The organism is Mesorhizobium sp. WSM4820 (assembly GCF_055811075.1).
Genome location: NZ_JBVVQN010000002.1, coordinates 384,286 through 402,377, shown reverse-complemented (window position 1 = coordinate 402,377; position 18,092 = coordinate 384,286). Strand labels below are relative to the sequence as shown.

Annotated in this window: 19 protein-coding genes; 15 read left to right on the top strand and 4 right to left on the bottom strand. The window is 62.6% G+C overall.

All coding sequences use genetic code 11. The features are described 5' to 3' along the window. Positions 1–19 precede the first annotated feature (19 nt). The 7 genes from AC0L2R_RS05325 to AC0L2R_RS05295 all read left to right on the top strand — a co-directional run bounded on the left by AC0L2R_RS05325 (position 20) and on the right by AC0L2R_RS05295 (position 7,518). Positions 20–892 (top strand): carbohydrate ABC transporter permease, encoded by an 873-nt coding sequence (locus AC0L2R_RS05325; protein WP_091596287.1) that lies wholly within the window; start codon positions 20–22, stop codon positions 890–892. An 11-nt stretch (positions 893–903) separates the two neighbouring features. After that, entirely contained in the window at positions 904–1,728 is an 825-nt protein-coding gene (locus tag AC0L2R_RS05320; protein ID WP_023801521.1) for a carbohydrate ABC transporter permease, read from the top strand. A gap of 50 nt (positions 1,729–1,778) precedes the next feature. Beyond that, positions 1,779–2,783 (top strand): ABC transporter ATP-binding protein, encoded by a 1,005-nt coding sequence (locus AC0L2R_RS05315; RefSeq protein WP_091596290.1) that lies wholly within the window; start codon positions 1,779–1,781, stop codon positions 2,781–2,783. Continuing rightward, the gene (locus AC0L2R_RS05310; protein ID WP_473507961.1) at positions 2,780–3,550 is read left to right on the top strand and encodes an L-iditol 2-dehydrogenase; all 771 of its coding nucleotides are present in this window, start codon (positions 2,780–2,782) and stop codon (positions 3,548–3,550) included. The genes AC0L2R_RS05315 and AC0L2R_RS05310 overlap by 4 nt, the downstream gene beginning before the upstream one ends. Positions 3,551–3,732: 182 nt before the next feature. Further along, positions 3,733–5,211, top strand: coding sequence for a mannitol dehydrogenase family protein (locus tag AC0L2R_RS05305; protein ID WP_473507960.1), 1,479 nt, complete (start codon positions 3,733–3,735; stop codon positions 5,209–5,211). A gap of 40 nt (positions 5,212–5,251) precedes the next feature. Continuing rightward, complete coding sequence (locus AC0L2R_RS05300) at positions 5,252–5,935, top strand: HAD-IA family hydrolase (protein ID WP_473507959.1); 684 nt, start codon at positions 5,252–5,254, stop codon at positions 5,933–5,935. After that, positions 5,932–7,518: an FGGY-family carbohydrate kinase gene (locus AC0L2R_RS05295; RefSeq protein ID WP_473507958.1), complete on the top strand. Its 1,587-nt coding sequence runs from the start codon at positions 5,932–5,934 to the stop codon at positions 7,516–7,518. Before AC0L2R_RS05300 ends, AC0L2R_RS05295 begins: the two co-directional genes overlap by 4 nt. 33 nt (positions 7,519–7,551) lie before the next feature. Here the strand turns inward: AC0L2R_RS05295 and AC0L2R_RS05290 are convergent, their stop codons facing one another. The 3 genes from AC0L2R_RS05290 to AC0L2R_RS05280 all read right to left on the bottom strand — a co-directional run bounded on the left by AC0L2R_RS05290 (position 7,552) and on the right by AC0L2R_RS05280 (position 9,683). Then, positions 7,552–8,121: a HEPN domain-containing protein gene (locus AC0L2R_RS05290; RefSeq protein WP_473507957.1), complete on the bottom strand. Its 570-nt coding sequence runs from the start codon at positions 8,119–8,121 to the stop codon at positions 7,552–7,554. A gap of 20 nt (positions 8,122–8,141) precedes the next feature. Beyond that, complete coding sequence (locus tag AC0L2R_RS05285; protein ID WP_473507956.1) at positions 8,142–8,906, bottom strand: hypothetical protein; 765 nt, start codon at positions 8,904–8,906, stop codon at positions 8,142–8,144. 198 nt (positions 8,907–9,104) lie between these two features. Beyond that, positions 9,105–9,683: a histidine phosphatase family protein gene (locus tag AC0L2R_RS05280; protein WP_473507955.1), complete on the bottom strand. Its 579-nt coding sequence runs from the start codon at positions 9,681–9,683 to the stop codon at positions 9,105–9,107. Between the two features lie 351 nt (positions 9,684–10,034). Between AC0L2R_RS05280 and AC0L2R_RS05275 the strand changes: the two genes are divergently transcribed. From AC0L2R_RS05275 to AC0L2R_RS05265, 3 genes are all read left to right on the top strand, one after another. After that, positions 10,035–11,105, top strand: a complete 1,071-nt coding sequence (locus tag AC0L2R_RS05275; RefSeq protein ID WP_473507954.1) for an alpha/beta fold hydrolase — start codon at positions 10,035–10,037, stop codon at positions 11,103–11,105. 87 nt (positions 11,106–11,192) lie between these two features. Then, entirely contained in the window at positions 11,193–11,945 is a 753-nt protein-coding gene (locus tag AC0L2R_RS05270) for an OsmC family protein (RefSeq protein WP_473507953.1), read from the top strand. A gap of 232 nt (positions 11,946–12,177) precedes the next feature. Next, positions 12,178–12,408: a tautomerase family protein gene (locus AC0L2R_RS05265; protein ID WP_473507952.1), complete on the top strand. Its 231-nt coding sequence runs from the start codon at positions 12,178–12,180 to the stop codon at positions 12,406–12,408. A gap of 229 nt (positions 12,409–12,637) precedes the next feature. Here AC0L2R_RS05265 and AC0L2R_RS05260 read toward each other — a convergent pair whose 3' ends face one another. Further along, complete coding sequence (locus AC0L2R_RS05260) at positions 12,638–14,185, bottom strand: bifunctional AfsR/SARP family transcriptional regulator/alpha/beta hydrolase (RefSeq protein WP_473508078.1); 1,548 nt, start codon at positions 14,183–14,185, stop codon at positions 12,638–12,640. Between the two features lie 110 nt (positions 14,186–14,295). Between AC0L2R_RS05260 and AC0L2R_RS05255 the strand changes: the two genes are divergently transcribed. From AC0L2R_RS05255 to AC0L2R_RS05235, 5 genes are read left to right on the top strand one after another with little or no spacing between them, the layout of a single operon-like run. Further along, positions 14,296–15,102 carry an alpha/beta fold hydrolase gene (locus tag AC0L2R_RS05255; RefSeq protein ID WP_473507951.1) on the top strand — a complete coding sequence of 269 codons (807 nt, stop codon included), beginning with the start codon at positions 14,296–14,298 and terminating at the stop codon, positions 15,100–15,102. A gap of 3 nt (positions 15,103–15,105) precedes the next feature. After that, a complete protein-coding gene (locus AC0L2R_RS05250; protein ID WP_473507950.1) occupies positions 15,106–15,777 on the top strand; it encodes a class I SAM-dependent methyltransferase in 672 nt (223 codons plus the stop codon). 13 nt (positions 15,778–15,790) lie between these two features. Continuing rightward, the gene (locus AC0L2R_RS05245) at positions 15,791–16,891 is read left to right on the top strand and encodes a phosphatase PAP2 family protein (RefSeq protein WP_473507949.1); all 1,101 of its coding nucleotides are present in this window, start codon (positions 15,791–15,793) and stop codon (positions 16,889–16,891) included. Between the two features lie 6 nt (positions 16,892–16,897). Continuing rightward, positions 16,898–17,182 carry a phosphatase PAP2 family protein gene (locus AC0L2R_RS05240; RefSeq protein ID WP_473508077.1) on the top strand — a complete coding sequence of 95 codons (285 nt, stop codon included), beginning with the start codon at positions 16,898–16,900 and terminating at the stop codon, positions 17,180–17,182. A gap of 31 nt (positions 17,183–17,213) precedes the next feature. Next, positions 17,214–18,044 carry a class I SAM-dependent methyltransferase gene (locus tag AC0L2R_RS05235; protein WP_473507948.1) on the top strand — a complete coding sequence of 277 codons (831 nt, stop codon included), beginning with the start codon at positions 17,214–17,216 and terminating at the stop codon, positions 18,042–18,044. The last annotated feature ends 48 nt before the right edge of the window (positions 18,045–18,092 follow it).

Genomic DNA, 18,092 nt, shown 5'->3' with positions numbered 1-18,092 from the left:
CCTTTGAAGGGTGACCGTCATGGCTACTCAGCAGACCCGTTCGCTTGCCCGCTTCATGATGGCGCCATCCGTGGTGCTGCTATTCGTCTGGATGATCGTGCCGCTGGCATTCACCCTGTGGTTTTCCTTCCAGCAGTACAATCCGCTCAACCCGATCCGCGACGGCTTCGTCGGCTTCTCGAATTACGCGCTTTTCTATTCCAATCCGGCATTCCTGCAGTCGATCCTCAACACGCTTATCCTCGTGGCCAGCGTGCTTTTGATCACGGTGATCGGCGGCATCCTGCTGGCGCTGCTGATCGATCAGCCGATGTGGGGACAGGGCATCGTCCGCATCCTCGTCATCTCGCCGTTCTTCGTAATGCCGCCGGTCGCCGCGCTGGTCTGGAAGAACATGATCATGCATCCGCAATACGGCGTCTTTGCCGACATTGCGCGCTTCTTCGGCGGTCAGCCGATCGACTGGTTTGGCCAATACCCGATGCTGGCGATCATCATCATCGTCGCCTGGCAATGGCTGCCGTTTGCGACGCTGATCCTGTTGACCTCCCTGCAGTCGCTCGACGGCGAGCAGAAGGAAGCCGCCGAGATGGACGGCGCCGGTTTCGTCAGCCGCTTCATCTATCTGACGCTGCCGCATATGTCGCGCGCCATCACCGTCGTCATCCTGATCCAGACGATCTTCCTTCTGTCGGTCTATGCCGAGATCCTCGTCACCACCAATGGCGGCCCGGGTTACGCCTCCACCAACCTGCCCTTCCTCGTCTACCAGAAGGCGTTGCTGGAGTTCAAAATCGGCCAGGCATCCGCCGGCGGTATCATTGCCGTCATTTTAGCCAACATCGTCGCCTTCTTCGCCATGCGCGCGGTCGGCAAGAACCTGGACAAATAAGGGAGGAAACGATGGCACGTGCAGTCAGCACCCAGCACAAGACGATCGCGACCGCGGCCGCCTGGATCGTCGCCCTGCTGATCTTCTTCCCGATCCTTTATACGATCATCACCTCGTTCAAGTCGGAGCAGGAGGCCATCCAGGGCTTCAACCTGTTTCCGTCGGGAACCACGGAAAGCTACACCGCGGTCGAGGCGCAGAGCGGCTACTTCAAGTTCTTCCTCAACTCGGTGTTCCTGTCGGTCGGCTCGACCATCCTGGCCTTGCTCGTCGCCATACCGGCGGCCTGGTCGATGGCGTTCTCGCCGGGCAAGTGGACCAAGGACATCCTGATGTGGATGCTTTCCACCAAGATGATGCCGGCGGTCGCCGTGCTGTTCCCGATCTACCTGATCTTCCGCGATACCGGACTGCTCGACAGCCGCATCGGCCTGATGATCATGCTGATGCTGATCAACCTGCCGATCGTGGTGTGGATGCTCTACACCTATTTTCGCGAGATCCCCGGCGAGATCCTGGAAGCGGCGCGCATGGACGGCGCATCGCTCTGGAACGAGATCGTCTATGTGCTGACGCCGATGGCGGTGCCGGGCATCGCCTCGACGATGCTGCTCAACATCATCCTGGCGTGGAACGAGGCGTTCTGGACGATCCGGCTGACCACCACCGAGGCCGCGCCGCTTACTGCCTTCATCAGTTCCTTCTCAAGCCCGCAAGGGCTGTTCTGGGCCAAGCTTTCGGCGGCCTCGACGCTGGCGATCGCGCCGATCCTGATCATGGGCTGGTTCAGCCAGAAGCAGCTGGTGCGCGGCCTGACGTTTGGCGCCGTGAAGTAACACCGCCGCAAGCGATGAACGACGGACAATAACCCCTCGGGGAGGAAACCATGGGAAACATCACGCTCAAGCACGTCTCCAAGTCGTTCGGGTCGACGATCATTATTCCGGGCATCGACTTGGTCATCGAAAACGGCGAGTTCGTCGTCTTCGTCGGCCCGTCGGGCTGCGGCAAGTCCACGCTGCTGCGACTGATCGCCGGGCTGGAGGACACCACCGCCGGCACCATCAACATCGACGGCCGCGACGTCACCGGCGAGGCGCCGGCCAAGCGCAAGCTGGCCATGGTGTTCCAGTCCTATGCGCTCTACCCGCACATGACGGTGGCCAAGAATATCGCCTTCCCGCTGAAGATGGCGGGCGAGGACCAGGCGACCATCGATCGGAAGGTCAAGGACGCGGCACGCATCCTGAACCTCACCAACTATCTCGATCGCCGCCCCGGCCAGCTCTCCGGCGGTCAGCGCCAGCGCGTCGCCATCGGCCGCGCCATCGTGCGCCAGCCATCGGCTTTCCTGTTCGACGAACCTCTGTCCAATCTCGACGCAGCACTGCGCGGCACCATGCGGCTGGAGATCAGCGAGCTGCATCATCAGCTCAAGACGACGATGATCTACGTCACCCACGACCAGGTCGAGGCGATGACCATGGCCGACAAGATCGTCGTGCTCAACGCCGGCAACATCGAACAGGTCGGCTCGCCGATGGAGCTCTACAAGACGCCGAAGAACCTGTTCGTCGCCGGCTTCATCGGTTCGCCCAGGATGAACCTGATCGAAGGCGCGCCGGCGGCCAAACATGGCGCCAAGACCGTCGGCATCCGTCCCGAGCATATGAACATCTCGACGACTTCAGGCGAATGGAAAGCCACGGTCGGTGTTGCCGAGCATCTCGGCTCCGACACGTTTCTGCACGTTCAGGCCGACGGTGTCGGGCCGCTGACGGTGCGCGCCGACGGCGAACTGGCCGCCCATCACGGCGACACGATCTATCTGACGCCGGACCAGACCAAGCTGCACCGCTTCGGCGCCGACGGAAAGGCGATGTTGCAATGAGGCTCGAGGGTAAATCGGCGCTGATCACCGGATCGGCGCGCGGCATCGGCCGGGCGTTCGCCGAAGCCTATGTCCGCGAGGGCGCCACCGTCGCCATCGGCGACATCAATCTCGAAGCTGCGGAAAAGACCGCTTCGGAGATCGGCGGCAATGCTTACGCCGTGAAACTGGACGTCACCGACCTCGCTTCGATCGAGGCGGCGGTGAAAGCAGTCGAGACAAGGGCCGGCGGACTGGACATCCTGGTCAACAACGCCGCTCTGTTCGACTTGGCGCCGATCGTCGAGATATCGAAGGCTAGCTATGACCGGCTGTTTTCGGTCAATGTCGCCGGCACGCTGTTCATGCTGCAGGCAGCCGCCCGCTCGATGATCGCGGCTGGCCGAGGCGGCAAGATCATCAACATGGCGAGCCAGGCCGGGCGCCGCGGCGAGGCGCTGGTTGCCGTCTACTGCGCTAGCAAGGCAGCCGTCATCTCACTCACCCAGTCGGCCGGCCTCGACCTGATCAAGCACCGCATCAACGTCAACGCCATCGCGCCCGGCGTCGTCGACGGCGAGCACTGGGACCATGTCGATGCCCTGTTCGCCAAATACGAAAACCGGCCGAAGGGCGAGAAGAAGCGGCTGGTCGGCGAAGCCGTGCCTTACGGCCGCATGGGCACGGCGCAAGACCTCACCGGCATGGCGGTGTTCCTGGCCAGCGATGACGCCGAATACATCGTCGCCCAGACCTACAATGTCGATGGCGGCCAGTGGATGAGTTGAACTTTCCTTCTCCCCTTGGGGAGAAGGTGCCGAGTGAAACGAGGGCGGACGGGGGGTGTTCTGATGCAGCACTTCGTCCAGCACCCCTCAACCGTCTCGGCGCTGCGCGCCGATCCACCTTCTCCCAAAAGGGGAGAAGGTCAGGCAGGCGCAGGCGCCGCAATGAGAAGGCGTTTGTTAAAATGACCGTAAAACTCTCATCGGCGGCACTGTCCCGCCTGCCGGAAAAAGTCGTCGGCCCGAAATATGATCGCGCCGCGCTCAAAGCCGGCATCGTGCATTTCGGCGTCGGCAACTTCCATCGCTCGCACCAGGCCGTCTATCTCGACGACCTGTTCAATGCGGGCGTCGGCCACGACTGGGCAATTGTCGGCGCCGGCGTTTTTGAGGGCGAAAAGGTCGGCCGCGGCAAGTTGCAGGAACAGGACTGGCTGACCACCGTGGTCGAGCAGGATTCTGGCCACATGAGCGCCCGCATCACCGGCGCCATGATCGACTTCCTGATGCCGGGCGATGCAGCCGCGATCTTGGAAAGGCTTGCCGACCCGGCGATAAGGATCGTTTCGCTGACGATCACCGAGGGCGGCTACTTCATCGATCCGGCATCGGGCGTGTTCAATCCGACCCATCCCGATATCGTCGCCGACGCGCAGCCGGGAGCAATGCCGAAGACTGTCTTCGGCATCATTCTTGCCGGGCTGTTGCGCCGCCGCGACGACGGCATCGTGCCGTTCACGGTCATGTCCTGCGACAACATCCCCCACAACGGCCATGTCACCGCCGACGGCGTCATCGGGCTCGCGCGGCTGATCGACGAGAAACTGGCGACCTGGGTGAGCGAGAACGTCGCCTTTCCCAACGGCATGGTCGACCGCATCACGCCGGCCACCACCGACCGCGAGCGCGGCATTCTGTCGAGCGAGTTCGGGCTCGACGACAATTGGCCGGTATTTTGCGAGCCGTTCAGGCAATGGGTCCTGGAGGACCATTTCACCGACGGCCGCCCGCCGCTGGAAAAGGTCGGCGTGCAGTTCGTCAGCGATGTCGCACCCTACGAGCTGATGAAGATCCGCATCCTCAATGGCGGCCATGCGACCATCGCCTATCCGGCCGGGCTGATGGACATCCATTTCGTCGACGAGGCGATGCAGGAGCCGCTGGTGCGCGGTTTTCTCGAAAAACTGGAGCACGACGAGATCATCCCGACGGTGCCGCCGGTGCCGGGTACCGTGCTGGAGGACTATTACCAGCTCATCGAGCACCGCTTCTCCAATCCGAAGATCGGCGACACCATTCGCAGGCTTTGCCTCGACGGCTCCAACCGGCAGCCGAAATTCATCATCCCGACCATCGCCGACCGGCTGAAGGCCGGCAAGGGCGTGGCCGGCCTGGCGCTGGAATCGGCGCTCTGGTGCCGCTATTGCTTCGGCACCACGGATTCAGGCGCGGTCATCGAGCCCAATGATCCAAGCTGGGACCGGCTGCAGACGACCGCCAGGGCGGCAAAGGCTGCGCCTGCCGCCTGGCTGGCCATGGAGGACATCTATGGCGAGGTCGGCCGCTCGACGCCGTTCGTCGAGGCCTTTGCCAAGGCGCTCGAGGCGCTCTGGGCCGATGGCGCACGTACGACGCTGACGCGCTACCTCGCCGGCAACCTCTAAGATCGGCTCAATGCATGTCCCCGCCGATGAGGGCCCTGCAATGACGCCTGACCTGGTCATTTTCGACTGCGACGGCGTGCTGGTCGACAGCGAGGGGCTGTCTGTTTCGGCGCTGCTTGGCATGATCACGCTTGCCGGCGGCAGTGTCAGCGAGGATGCCGCCTATGAGCATTTCCTCGGCAAAAGCATGAAAAGCGTTCGCGAAATCCTCGGTCGCGACTTCGGACTTGATATCACCGACCTGCATCTGAGCGAGATGCGCGTCGGGCTGATGCGCAAATTTCGCGAAGAGCTCAAGCCGATCCCCGGCATCGGCCAGGTTCTTCCGAAGCTTACCGTGCCATGCTGCGTTGCTTCCTCCGGCACGCTGGATCGCATCCGCTATGCGCTCGACGTTACCGGGCTGCTCGGGCTGCTCGAGCCGCATCTGTTCAGCGCCGCCATGGTGGCGCGGGGCAAGCCGGCGCCGGACCTTTTTCTCCACGCAGCCGCCAAAATGGGAGCGATCCCGCAAAATTGCGTCGTCGTCGAGGACAGCCCCGTCGGCGTCGCGGCGGCACGGGCGGCGGGAATGCGCGTCCTCGCCTTCACCGGCGGCTCGCATGCCGGCAACCCGGCACTGAAAGCGCGGCTTGCGTCGAGTGAACCGGACTTTATATTCGCTGACATGCTGCAACTGCCCGATCTGATTGCAGGCCTGGGAGCGAGAGTAAGAACATCTTGACGAACAGTTTCGTTTGCGCGGTCGATGTCGGCACCGGGAGCGCCCGTGCGGGCATTCTCGACACCGGAGGCACCTTGCTCGGCCGCGCCGAGCATCCGATCGTCATGAACCGGCCGAAGGCCGATCACGCCGAGCACGATTCGCAGGATATCTGGTCGGCGGTCTGCATTGCGGTGCGCGCGGCCAATGAAAAAGCCGGCGTGGCAGCGCAGGACATCGTCGGCATCTCCTTCGACGCCACCTGCTCGCTGGTGGTGCGGGGCAAGGATGGTGGCCAGCTCAGTGTCTCGGTGACAGGCGAAAGGCGCTGGGACACCATCGTCTGGCTCGATCACCGCGCCATTGCCGAGGCCGATGAATGCACCGAAAGCGGCCACGCCGTGCTCGACTATATCGGCGGCGTCATGTCGCCGGAAATGGAGACGCCGAAGCTGATGTGGCTGAAGCGCAACCTGCCCGCAACATGGAACGACGCCGGCTATCTATTCGACCTCGCCGACTTTCTCAGTTGGAAGGCAACCGGTTCGCTTGCCCGCTCGCAATGCACGCTGACCGCCAAATGGACCTATCTGGCGCATGAAGAGACCGGCTGGCGGCGCGACTTCTTCAAAGCCGTCGGGCTCGGCGATCTTTTCGAGCATGGCAATCTGCCTGACAAGGCCAGCCCGGTGGGCGCCGATATCGGCCGGCTGAGTAAGCAAGCCGCAGCCGAGCTTGGCCTGACCGAACAATGCCGGGTCGGCGCCGGCGTCATCGACGCCTATGCCGGCGCGCTCGGCGTGCTCGGCGGCTTCGCCGGCGATGAAACCAACATCGGTCGGCATCTGGCGCTGATCGCCGGCACTTCGAGCTGCGTCATGGCGATGTCGCCCGACCCGCAACCCTTTGCCGGGGTCTGGGGCCCGTATTGCGGCGCGGCGCTTCCCCGGCTTTGGCTGTCGGAAGGCGGCCAATCGGCCACTGGCGCGCTGCTCGATCACATCATCCGCTGGCACGGCGCCGGCGGCGAGCCGGACGCCGCCATGCACGCCAGGATTGCCCGACGCGTTGTCGAGTTGCGCGCCATAGAGGGCGAAAATCTGGCCGGAAGGCTGCATGTGCTGCCGGATTTCCATGGCAACCGCTCGCCGCTCGCCGACCCGCATGCCGTCGGCGTCATCAGCGGTCTGACGCTGGATTTCTCCTTCGACAGCCTGTGCAAGCTGTATTGGCGCACCGCCGTCAGCATTGCGCTGGGCGTGCGCCATGTGCTGGAAGCGCTGAATGAGAACGGCTATCTGATCGACACGCTGCATGTTACCGGCGGTCACACCAAAAACCCGCTGCTGATGGAGCTTTATGCCGACGCTACCGGCTGCACGGTGGTCGAGCCGCTGGCCGATGAGGCGGTGCTGCTCGGCACAGGCATGATCGCCGCCACCGCCGCCGGACTTTTTCCCGATTTGAACGCCGCCTGCGTCGCCATGCAGCAAGGCGGCAAGACGCGAGAGCCCAATTCGGCGGCCGCCGGCCGGTTCGACCGCGACTACCGCGTGTTTTTGGAGATGCACCGGCAGCGGCAGGCGCTGGACGAAATCAGGTAAATTGAGCAGCGTGCGCCTGCAAAGCGAGCGGCATTAAATTTCATCGTCGTGACCGCGCGTTCGGCTGTCCGCCCATTCATAGTAACGCGTGTATGGATGGCCTCCTCCGAAGCGGTTGGTTAGCTTCCTAATAATGTCCTTGCTTATCCCTAACTCCCGCATCGTGGCCAAGTACGCCACTGTCTCGACAGCGGCCATTGCAATAAAGTATTCGCGTGGGTCTGTTGATCTGTCTCTGGCACCATGAGCGGCTTCGTCACGGAAGCGCTTCGCCAACTTGCAATCCCCTATGATTGTCTCAGGTAAAATGTCATCCCCAAATTGGTTCAAAATATCGGCTATCGCCTTTTCGAACCTCTCAACCAAAGGAATTTGTTTGAGCGAGTTCACAACTTCAGAGAGCCTCTTGTCCGATATGCCCAACGCTTTGATGCAACTTTCCTGCCGGGCGGCTTTTCGCACATCTTTCAATTGAGCGTCTGTGATCCCGGAATCGACTTGATACGTTGGGATCGATTCAAACCATGCCATCGCTTTAAGCATACGGGAACGGTCGTAAATGTTGCCACCATTGATGAATTGAGAAGCGAGCCAATAGGTCACTTCCCATTGCTTTCGTCGGTTTAGCCAAAGCGTGAGTGCTCGGGCCGTCTCCGCCCGGTCAACATCCCTGAATACCCGAAATGCAGGCTCACTGTAGAACTCTGGGTTTCCACCGAAGGGGCTTCCGGGACATACAAAGAAAAATAGGCATCATGGTCAAATTCCGTGGCCTCTGTATGTTGTCGCGTCGAAACTGCCTGGCCAACCCGCCGGCATGGGCGACCTTCCGACAGCTCGAAGAAAATCTGAACGTGGAATAGAACCTGAAAAATGTCAGCCAGCGGAACCGGTTCGCTGAACGTGACAGATATCCAAGTGGGATCGCGGCTAATTTCTTCGATGCGTCCAGCGAATACCGACTGATTTTTATTCAGGCGGACAACAATTCCGTCCGCTGCAACTTCGACAATCTGGAGACGGTCCTGATAGACCCTTTCGGTTTGGACATTCTCTTCAAATTCGAGTGCTCGATGCTGATTATAGGCGAGAGACCCTTTAGCGGCCGGAAGGCAAAACTCGGCTGCTGCGACACGGTAATTCTCATCCCACGCACGATTGCCGATTAGAGCGTGTTGGGCATGAATCGTACTTGCGAAAAACCGCGGCCAGCTGCCGAAAAGCGTTACGATCTTGCCGGTCTCAAGTGTCAGAATGGGATCCTTCGGCGGCATCGCCCTGGGGCGCGGTCCAAAAGAAAATAACTCCGCCTTGATCTCGCTGCAGGTGACCAAAAAACGGCCGCTCCTCTGGGCTTGATCCACGCACGACAGGTCGAGGATTGGCATTGTACTGCTTCCGCTCAGTTAACGTCGCCGTCGTTTAAAGATGATAATCTACAGTTGCGAAATGAACTTGACTGAGATGAGTGCAGGTACCCTGACAGATCACCCGCGCTACGTGAGAAAGACTTCAACGCGCGCTGCCTGGCAACTCTCCAGTATGGACGATAGGTCACCGCGATAGCTCCGCCTGCAATGCGTCTGCTATCTTTGGTTCCACCGCCGGATGATTGGTTCGCTGAGGTCGTGGTCGTAGCCGAGCACGCTTATGCTGGCGGTATCCAGCACGAACAGAGCGCCATCTTGCGGCGGCAGGCCGAGCCAGCGCGCGGCCAGCACCCTCAGGAAATGCGAGCTTGAAAACACCAGCACGTGATCGTTGACGTCACGCAGTTCGTCGACGATCCGATCCGCCCTTGCGCCGACGTCGTCTGCCGCCTCGCCGTCAGGGCAGCCGTCGCGAAACAGACGCCAGCCGGGGCGTTCGATGCGGATCTGCTTCGTGGTCAGCCCCTCGTAAGCGCCGTAATCCCATTCGGCCAGATCGGCCTTCTTCACGCCGGCCGAACCGAAGCCGGCCAGCGCGCAGGTCTTGAAGGCGCGCTGCGACGGGCTCGACCAGACGGCCTGGAACGAAAGCCCCTGCAACCGCTCAGCGACCCGTCCGGCGGCCGCCTCGCCGGCCGGCGTCAACGGTATGTCGGTCAGGCCGGTGTGCTTTCCCGACGCGCTCCATTCCGTCTCGCCATGTCGAACCAGATGGATTTCGGGAAACGCGCTCATCCGCATGCCTTTCGATTGAATCCGATGTGATGACCGCTCTTCAAATCGGCCAACGACGCGATCATAGCTGTAGCGGAATTGAGATTGTCCGCGGTCGGGCGCGAGATCATCGCGATTCCTGGCTCACTCTATTTGTACTCGAAGCGAAGTCGAGCAGCGAGAGAATGACGTAGTCGAGCAAGGCGTCTGTTCGATTGGTTAAGGATGAACGTCGTCTGATATGCTGATGAGCGCTGATGAGCTACCATTGATAGGCGGCTGCGTTCTGATAGCTGTTGCTGGCGCGGTGTGCCTGATAACATTGCGGCTCTCTTGCAGTGGTTGCGGACAAGGACAAGCAGGAAAGCTCCGATGACGCAACGGATACAGTTCTGCACGTCGCGGGACGGGGTTCGAATCGCCTTGGCGACGGCAGGCCACGGCCCGCCACTGGTGCGGGTCAACAACTGGTTCACGCACCTCGATATTGATTGGGAAAGCCCCGTCTGGCGGCATTGGCAAGAGACTCTCAGCGATCGACGGATGCTTGTCCGTTATGACCCGCGCGGGTCAGGCCTTTCGGACCGGGATGCGACCGACTTCTCGCTCGATGCCTGGGTAGCCGACCTGGAAGCGGTCGTCGATGCGCTCGGTTTGCATCGCTTTCCCATCATCGGGCTCTGTCAAGGTAGTCTGGTGGCGATTGCCTTTGCTGCGCGCCACCCCGAGCGTGTCACGCGGCTCGTCCTCTACAGCGGCTATCTACACGGCGCCTATGTCGACGGTGTGGGCGAGAAACTCGCCAAGCAGGCGCGGACGCTCTCGCAGATGATCGAAGTCGGATGGGGCCGTGAATCTGGAGCGTTCCGTGAAGTTTTTGCGAATCTTCTGATGCCGGACGGAGGCAAGGAGCAGCTCAAATGGATCGGTGAACTGCAGCGGCTAAGCGCGTCGCCTGAAACCGCATGCCGGCTGTGGAATGCCTTCCATGCATTCGACATCCGGGAAGAGGCACCCAAGATCACTATGCCGACGCTGGTCTTTCACGTTCGTGGCGACGGCATGGTACCGTTCGAGGCCGGCCGTAGCCTTGCTGCGATGATACCGAATGCCCGCTTCGTGCCGCTCGAAAGCAAGAACCACATCCTGCTGCCGCGCGAGAAGGCCTGGAGGAAGTTTCGGAAGGAACTCGACAATTTCCTTGATGCCGACGAGCCGATCAGTATGGCGCGGGGCAGCGAATTGTTCGACCTGACAGAGCGCGAAAAGGAACTCCTGGACCGCATCGCGCGCGGCCTGACCAATATCGAGATTGCACGAGGGCTGAACATCTCGGAAAAGACCGTGCGCAATCACATATCCAGCATCTTCTCCAAGCTTGGTGTCGAGCATCGTTCCCAGGCTATCGTGGCCGCGCGCAAGGCGGGATTTGGCCACGACTGAGCCGTTTTGGCTCGCCCACTGGGGCCGGCGCCCCAGAAAACCCGCCCCTTCTGGCAAAATAAGCAAGATCGGTAGGGCTCTCGCCCCATGACCGGGGCCCGTCGTTGCCCCATTTTTGCACCAGGATTGCAGAACTTGGGACACGGACCCATGAGCCAAACCTCAGCAGGCATCGTCAAGCAACGCCAGGATCCGCTTCGCGAGCGCTATCGCAGCGCTGCGGAAGAAGCCCTCATCACCGACCGCGCGAGAACGATTGATGATCGCGCAGATCCTTTCCACGGCAGCGTTGCTCTCGGGGAAGGAGATGGTTCGCCATGGCGGTTCGGTATTCATCGGGCGGTCGGCGGTTATCACGATCTGCCGAATCCGGGCGACATGCTGTGCGCCGCGCTCGCCGCCTGTCTCGATTCCACCCTTCGAATGGTTGCCGACCGGCTCGAGATTCGCCTTGAGTCGCTGGAGGTCGCCGTAAGCGCCGACGCCGACGTGCGAGGCGCGCTGCTCGTCGATCGCTCCGTTCCGGCAGGCTTCCAGCGCATAGGCTGCCGCGTGCGATTGCAGCCGGCTTCTGATGCCGATCCCACGAAGCTGCAGGTGCTCTTCGCGGCGGCCGAACACAGTTGTGTCGTGCTGCGGACCCTGCGCCACGGCGTTCCGGTGCGAACGCGCATCGGCGCGCCCTTCGACGAGGTGGCAGGTTCGCCGCCCGATCGACCCGGTCAACACGATTCCACGTCGCCTCCCGCGTCCGCGCCCATGGACTGGCCTCATCATTCACAAGCAGATCATTGGGCGTCTTTGGCGCCGGACCAGCGCCCGAGAGGAGAAGCGTCATGACCACACTGCTTGTCCGAACCAATAAAACAACCGCGCGAGCCCGCAAGTTTCGTTCGCCCCAGCAGAGCGCAGGCCATTCCCGTGGCCTCATTGGCGGATGCGACGGCAGACGAGCACAGCAACAGGGGGTGACTCATGACACCGCCACGGAGGCTTCACCGACCGCAGAATGAGTCGTGCGAACAAGTCCACGACGATCGAAAACGCCAACCCTGAAATGGAGGAACAGACTATGCCACTCGTCGACATTCACGTCATCCGAGACGTTTTCACGCCCGCCCAGAAGCACAAGCTGATCGAGAAGGTGACCGAAGCGATGGTCGCCGTCGAAGGCGAAAACATGCGCGGCGTCACCTGGGTCAAGATCAACGAAGTCGCAAGCGGCGACTGGGCGATCGGCGGAGAGATGCTGACGTCCGAAAAGGTCAAGGCCATCGCTGCCGGACGCGGTGCTGCGGCATAACCCGTGCTGGACCTGGTCCGATTGTCCAGATCAACGAAACGGATCCCTTCGACATCACTTACGTCGATCCCGGACCAATTGAGCGCGATGCCCGGACACCGGGCTGCGCCGGCCAGCGCAAGCTCAAGTGCTTGACCCGCGCCGCGGGCGACCTCGTCCCGGGCAACAGAATGAGACAGTGGCGGTGATCAGATTCGACGCCATAACTGCGGGCGCTCGCTGCGCTGGTTCACCGGTGGCGTTCCGCAAACTCGCTGATGCCGCGCAGCAGCTGGTTCTGGTCGCCGACCCAGAACCAGTGGTCGTCGCCGGCGACCTCCACGAACCGCCCTCCGGGTATCTTCGCAGCAAGGAAGCGACCCGCCTCCGAGTGGACCGCGCGGTCGCCCGAGCGATGCAGCACCAGTGTCGGGACCGAGACCCTTGCGAGCAAATGGCGGACGTCGGTGTCGCGCAGCGCATCGATCACACCTGCAACGGCACCTGGACTGGACGCCGCCCGCAGCAACCCGGCCCACCAGGCTTCCGCTTGGCGGTCGCCGACCAGGCTCGGGGCAAAGGTTTCGATCTCGGCCGGTCCGCCCCAGTTGGCGACCAGGCGGCGCTTCCAGAGGTCGTATTGCTCGGAGGTCAAGGCGAAAGCGTATTCGGGCGTCCGGCTGCCTTTGGCCAGGGAGCCCCACAGAACGAGCCCGATGAGGCGATCGGGATGATCGACTGCAAAGCGGATGCAGCCGGGACCGCCTTCCGACGAACCGATGAGGAGCGCAAGGCGGCTTCCGGCCGCGTTCATGACCGCCAATATGTCCTGCGCCGTCGCGTCGACGGTTGGACGCGCTCCGACCCGGTCGGAAAGGCCCACGCCGCGCCGGTCGAAGAGGATAAGGCGACCGATACGCGAAACCGCCGCAATCCACGCGCGGCAGCGGCTGTCTTCCCAGATCCGCTCCACATGCGAAACGAACCCGGGAACGAGCACGATGTCCGGCGGACCACTGCCGACGGTCTGGAACGCGAGGTGGATCCCATCCACCTCGACATAACGCGTTCGCGGCGCTTCCGGAGCAGTGGTCTTGCTTGGCTCTTGTAACAAGGCAACGGTTGCAGGGTCAGGTGTCACGCCAAGCTCTTCTTGCAAGTGCCGGGCGCATGCTTCGAATTGGCGCTCGGCTGCCGCCCTGTTCCCGACCGCCAAGTGGGCACGGATCAGATGGCGGTGCGCATTTTCGCTCAGCGGATCCAGTCCCACCAGACGCGTCGCATGCACAACTGCGGTGAGAGGTTCTCCAGCGGCGATCTGCGTTTCGACCAGGCGCTCCAACGCCTGTGTCAGGCGGCTGCGCAGGGCCTCGCGCCTGAAGAACGCCCATTCCTCGAATTCCTGACAATCCGGCAGGGAGAAACCCGCAAGAAAATCGCCCGTGTATATGTTGGCCGCCGTTTCAAGAGAGCCGTGGTCGCAGGCGTGCTCAAAAATTCTGGAGTCAATCTCGACGGAAAGCTCCGGGTGCAGGCTGAGGGAAGTTCCGCTCACGGCGACGAGTTCGCTGCGAAAAGCGATCCGGATCTTGTAAAGGATACGCCGAAGGCGCGCCCGAGCAGTCTCTTCGTCGGCTTCGGGCCACAGCAGCGTGGCCGCAGTTTCACGCGCGACGGGCCGACCGGCCTCGGCAAGAAAGATGAGCAGCGCGGCTGCCTTGCGCAGGGCAAGTGGCATCGGCTGTCCGTCCAAGCGGAACTCCGGAAAGCCCAAAAGTCGAAACTCCAATTTCTCCATGGATCCGCTCGCGACAAATCGCACCAGGCAGGGGACGTTGAGGGGACGCCTGCCGTCTATCGTTGCCCCTGCGACTTTCGGGCCAACTGCGCCCAACTTTGGAGCGATAAATGTCACTGGTCAATTCTATCATCCCCCACCACCCATCCGAGGCTGTTGCCGCGGATGGCGTCTCGATTGCTTATGAACACATTGGCTGCGGCGAGCCGCTCATGCTGCTTCACGGCGTAACTGAAAGCCGTGAGTCCTGGCATGAGGCCGGTTATGTCGAGCAATTCCTGCAGCGCGAACGGCGGCTGATCCTTGTCGATTGCCGCGGCCATGGCCGCAGCGGCAAGCCGCACGATCCGGCTGCCTATTCGGGCCGCAGGCGGGCGGCCGATATCATCGCGGTCCTCGACCACGCCGGCATTCGCCGCGCTGCACTAATGGGTCATTCGATGGGCGGTGTCATCGCACTTGCCACCGCCGCGTATCATCCGGACCGCGTCGATGCACTGATCGTCAATGGCGCGCATCCCTTCGCGGAAGACCTTACTCCCTTGCGAGCCGCACTCAAGGATAACTTCGAAGCGTGGCTTGCCTTCGTGAAGCAGTTGGCCCCCGACCTTTCGCCGGACAGCTGCCGACGCATCCGAGATAATGATCTCCCTGCTGTTCAGGCAAGCCTCGCCAGGGATAGAGCGGATTTCTCAGCGGCTCTTGCGAAGCTCGATATCCCAGTGCTGGCAATCAGCGGCACGCTCGATCCCCGATGCGATGCCACCCGAAAGTTCGCAGAACTGGCCGGAGGTGAATTCCTACCGCTTGAGGGCAGGAACCATGTGACGGCCTTTCTCGATGTCGAGACGATCGTGCCGGTTGTCGACCAATTCCTCGGCAGTATCGGCACCCGCAATGCAGGGCGAGGAGGGTGAGCCATGTGTCGGTCATGTCTCTCCTGGTACGGACGACGCATCGCGCCGTACGTCGTCCACGCCGGCTGTTCGGCGACCGCTTTCTCGCGCATGCGGCAGCGCATGGTGCCGCTGGCGGAGGGCGTTGTGGTCGAAGTCGGCTTCGGGTCCGGCCTGAACCTGCCTTACTACGATGCAGCCAAGGTGAGGCGGCTCGTCGGCGTCGATCCTGACGGCACTATGCTCGCTTTGGCGAAACGACAGAACCGCGCTTTGCCGTTCGATGTCGAATGCCTCCAGGCCTGCGGCGAAAGCATGCCACTTGTGAGTGGATTCGCCGACACAGTGATCGTCGCTTACGCCTTCTGCACCATTCCGAAGCCGGCGGCTGCGCTGACGGAGATCCGGCGCATCTTGAAGCCCGGCGGGCGGTTGATCTTCCTCGAACACGGGCAAGCGAATGCCGGCTGGCGGAGAAGGTTGCAGGATCGGCTCAACCGCTTCTGGGGCGTTCTTGCCGGCGGATGCAATCTCAACCGCAACCCGTTTCAGCTCGTGGCGAGCGCCCACTTCGACATTCGAGACGCATGGCAGGAGGGGTTTCCGCCCACCTTCTGGCTGTTGGGCAGCCACTACGCGGGCGTCGCCATAAGGCAGCCTGACTGCCAGCCATCACAACCGAGAACGTCAACCTGAACAGGAGGAAGTCATGCCACTTGTCGACATTCACCTGAGTAGGAACACTAGCTACACGATTGCCGGACTGCTTGCCGTGCTCGTGATCATGCCGGATCCGGCCAATGCAGCCGACGAGGCGGAGGTAGCGCCTTCAAGCGATAGGGGTTGGCTGACGACGTCGTTCGCCGTCCTCGACGTGCCCAACCCGCCCGCCGACGCTGGCGCCGAACTCGACGAGGTGAAGGCGTTTGTCGCACGGCGGAGCGCTGCCGACGTCGAACGCACCCGCTGGTGGAACGTCGGCGGACCGGCCTACCGGTGGAATGAGATCGCCGTCGACACGATGCTCGCCGACTTCGTCACCTCGCTCGCCGCGGGACGTGGTCTCGCCTTGATGCACGCGGCGATCGACGACGCGGTCGCGGCCGCATCAGCGATGAAGCAAACGCCCGGCAGGGCGCGCCCGGCCAGGGCCGATCCATCGATCGACACGGCGATTCCGACGCCGGACAGTTCGTCCTACCCGTCCGAGTATGCGGCAGCGGCGGCAGCGGCCGCAGGCGTGCTCGGCGATCTCTTCTCTAATCGCGCGAGCGCATTTGCCGAGAAGGCGGAAGAGGCCATGCAGAGCCGGCTCCTTGCAGGGGTCGAATTTCCAACCGACATCGCCGCCGGCCGGGCGCTCGGAGAGAAGATGGCCGCGCTTGCGATAGCGCGCGGCGAGGCCGATGGGTCAGATGCCAAATGGACAGGAAGCGTTCCGCAGGGACCAGGCAAATGGCAAGGCAGCAAGCCGATCGCCCCGCTCGCCGGCACCTGGCGTCCCTGGGTGCTCGACCGTCCGGACGAGTTCCGCCCCGCCCCGCCGCCTGCCTTCAATTCCGAGGCGGTCGCCGCGGCCCTGGCGGAGCTCAAGAGCTACGAGCGCACGCCGGCGAGCAACCACAAGGCCCTCTATTGGGAGGTGTTCGGCGGCGGCCGTGACTTCTCGCTTTGGAACGAGATCGCGCGGACGAAGCTCCTGGAATACGGCCCGGCGTTCGGCCCGCAGGCGTCGGCCCGCGCGCTGGCGGCTCTGAACGTCGCCCATGTCGATGCCACCATTGCCTGCTTCGACGCGAAGTATGTCTAATGGTACATCCGGCCCTCGCAGCTCGACCCCGAGCTCGAGACCGTGTTCCCCTCGCCCAATCACCCGAGCTACCCAGCCGCTCACTCTTGCCTGTCGACCGCCCGCGCGACGGTGCTGGCGCACCTCTTCCCGCGCGACCGCGAACGGCTTTTCGCCCGCGCGACGGAGGCGAGCGAGTCGCGGATCTGGGCCGGCATCCACTACCGCTTCGATATCGAGGCAGGGGAGACCGTGGGCCGGCAGGTCGCCGAGAAGGTGCTGTCGCGCGCCTTCACCGACAGGGAGGAGTGAGAAGCTTACCGTTCCCATTGGAGTTAGAACCATGTCCACGATGTTTACTTTCAACCAAGCGATGTCGGTCGCTGCGAAACCGCGGACAGCCAAAATCAACGGCCGGCTGTGGGGTGCGCGCGCCAGGGACTGGGCAGAGATCCAGGAGGGCACGGTTCGTCCAGTCTACGAGGCGGTGCTGGAGCACACGCACATGAGGGAGGGGACGCACTACCTCGATGTTGGCTGTGGCGCCGGCATGGCGGCGCAGATCGCCGCGGCGCGCGGCGCCGAGGTGTCGGGCATCGACGCCGCCGAGGCGCTCCTCGACATCGCGCGGCTGCGGACGCCGGAAGGCGATTTCCGCCAGGGCGATATGGAGGAACTGCCTTTCGATGACGGCAGCTTCGACGTGGCCACCGGCTTCAATTCATTCCAGTACGCCGGCAATCCCCTTGTCGCGCTCCGCGAAGCGCGACGCGTGACCCGGCCCAACGGTTCCGTCGTAATCATGACCTGGGGCAATCCTGAAGGCATGCAGGCAGCATCGCTATTGGCCGCCCTGCGCCCGTTGATGCCGCCACCGCCGCCGAATGCGCCCGGACCTTTCGCACTGTCCGACGAGCAGGCTTTGCGCAAGTTCGCCTCCGAGGCCGGCCTCACACCGGTGGACGTGTTCGATGTCGACAGTCCCTTCGTCTATCCGGACGAAGCCACGGCGGTACGCGGCCTCAACTCCGCCGGCGTTGCGGCACGCGCCATGGAATACTCCGGCGAGCAGGCCGTGACTCGGGCGCACACCGAGGCGATCGCGCCCTTCCGCCAGCCCGACGACAGCTATCACATCGAGGCGACTTTTCGCTGCCTGCTGGCGCGGCCGTAACGACTTGGCGTAGCCGACATGGTGACATCACGCCGAACTGTCGAGATC

Bases quoted from the DNA above. Each gene is read 5' to 3' on its own strand.
- AC0L2R_RS05325 (WP_091596287.1), top strand. From the start codon at position 20: ATGGCTACTCAGCAGACCCGTTCGCTTGCCCGCTTCATGATGGCGCCA.
- AC0L2R_RS05320 (WP_023801521.1), top strand. From the start codon at position 904: ATGGCACGTGCAGTCAGCACCCAGCACAAGACGATCGCGACCGCGGCC.
- AC0L2R_RS05315 (WP_091596290.1), top strand. From the start codon at position 1,779: ATGGGAAACATCACGCTCAAGCACGTCTCCAAGTCGTTCGGGTCGACG.
- AC0L2R_RS05310 (WP_473507961.1), top strand. From the start codon at position 2,780: ATGAGGCTCGAGGGTAAATCGGCGCTGATCACCGGATCGGCGCGCGGC.
- AC0L2R_RS05305 (WP_473507960.1), top strand. From the start codon at position 3,733: ATGACCGTAAAACTCTCATCGGCGGCACTGTCCCGCCTGCCGGAAAAA.
- AC0L2R_RS05300 (WP_473507959.1), top strand. From the start codon at position 5,252: ATGACGCCTGACCTGGTCATTTTCGACTGCGACGGCGTGCTGGTCGAC.
- AC0L2R_RS05285 (WP_473507956.1), bottom strand. From the start codon at position 8,906: ATGCCAATCCTCGACCTGTCGTGCGTGGATCAAGCCCAGAGGAGCGGC.
- AC0L2R_RS05280 (WP_473507955.1), bottom strand. From the start codon at position 9,683: ATGAGCGCGTTTCCCGAAATCCATCTGGTTCGACATGGCGAGACGGAA.
- AC0L2R_RS05275 (WP_473507954.1), top strand. From the start codon at position 10,035: ATGACGCAACGGATACAGTTCTGCACGTCGCGGGACGGGGTTCGAATC.
- AC0L2R_RS05270 (WP_473507953.1), top strand. From the start codon at position 11,193: ATGACCGGGGCCCGTCGTTGCCCCATTTTTGCACCAGGATTGCAGAAC.
- AC0L2R_RS05265 (WP_473507952.1), top strand. From the start codon at position 12,178: ATGCCACTCGTCGACATTCACGTCATCCGAGACGTTTTCACGCCCGCC.
- AC0L2R_RS05260 (WP_473508078.1), bottom strand. From the start codon at position 14,185: ATGGAGAAATTGGAGTTTCGACTTTTGGGCTTTCCGGAGTTCCGCTTG.
- AC0L2R_RS05255 (WP_473507951.1), top strand. From the start codon at position 14,296: ATGTCACTGGTCAATTCTATCATCCCCCACCACCCATCCGAGGCTGTT.
- AC0L2R_RS05250 (WP_473507950.1), top strand. From the start codon at position 15,106: ATGTGTCGGTCATGTCTCTCCTGGTACGGACGACGCATCGCGCCGTAC.
- AC0L2R_RS05245 (WP_473507949.1), top strand. From the start codon at position 15,791: ATGCCACTTGTCGACATTCACCTGAGTAGGAACACTAGCTACACGATT.
- AC0L2R_RS05235 (WP_473507948.1), top strand. From the start codon at position 17,214: ATGTCCACGATGTTTACTTTCAACCAAGCGATGTCGGTCGCTGCGAAA.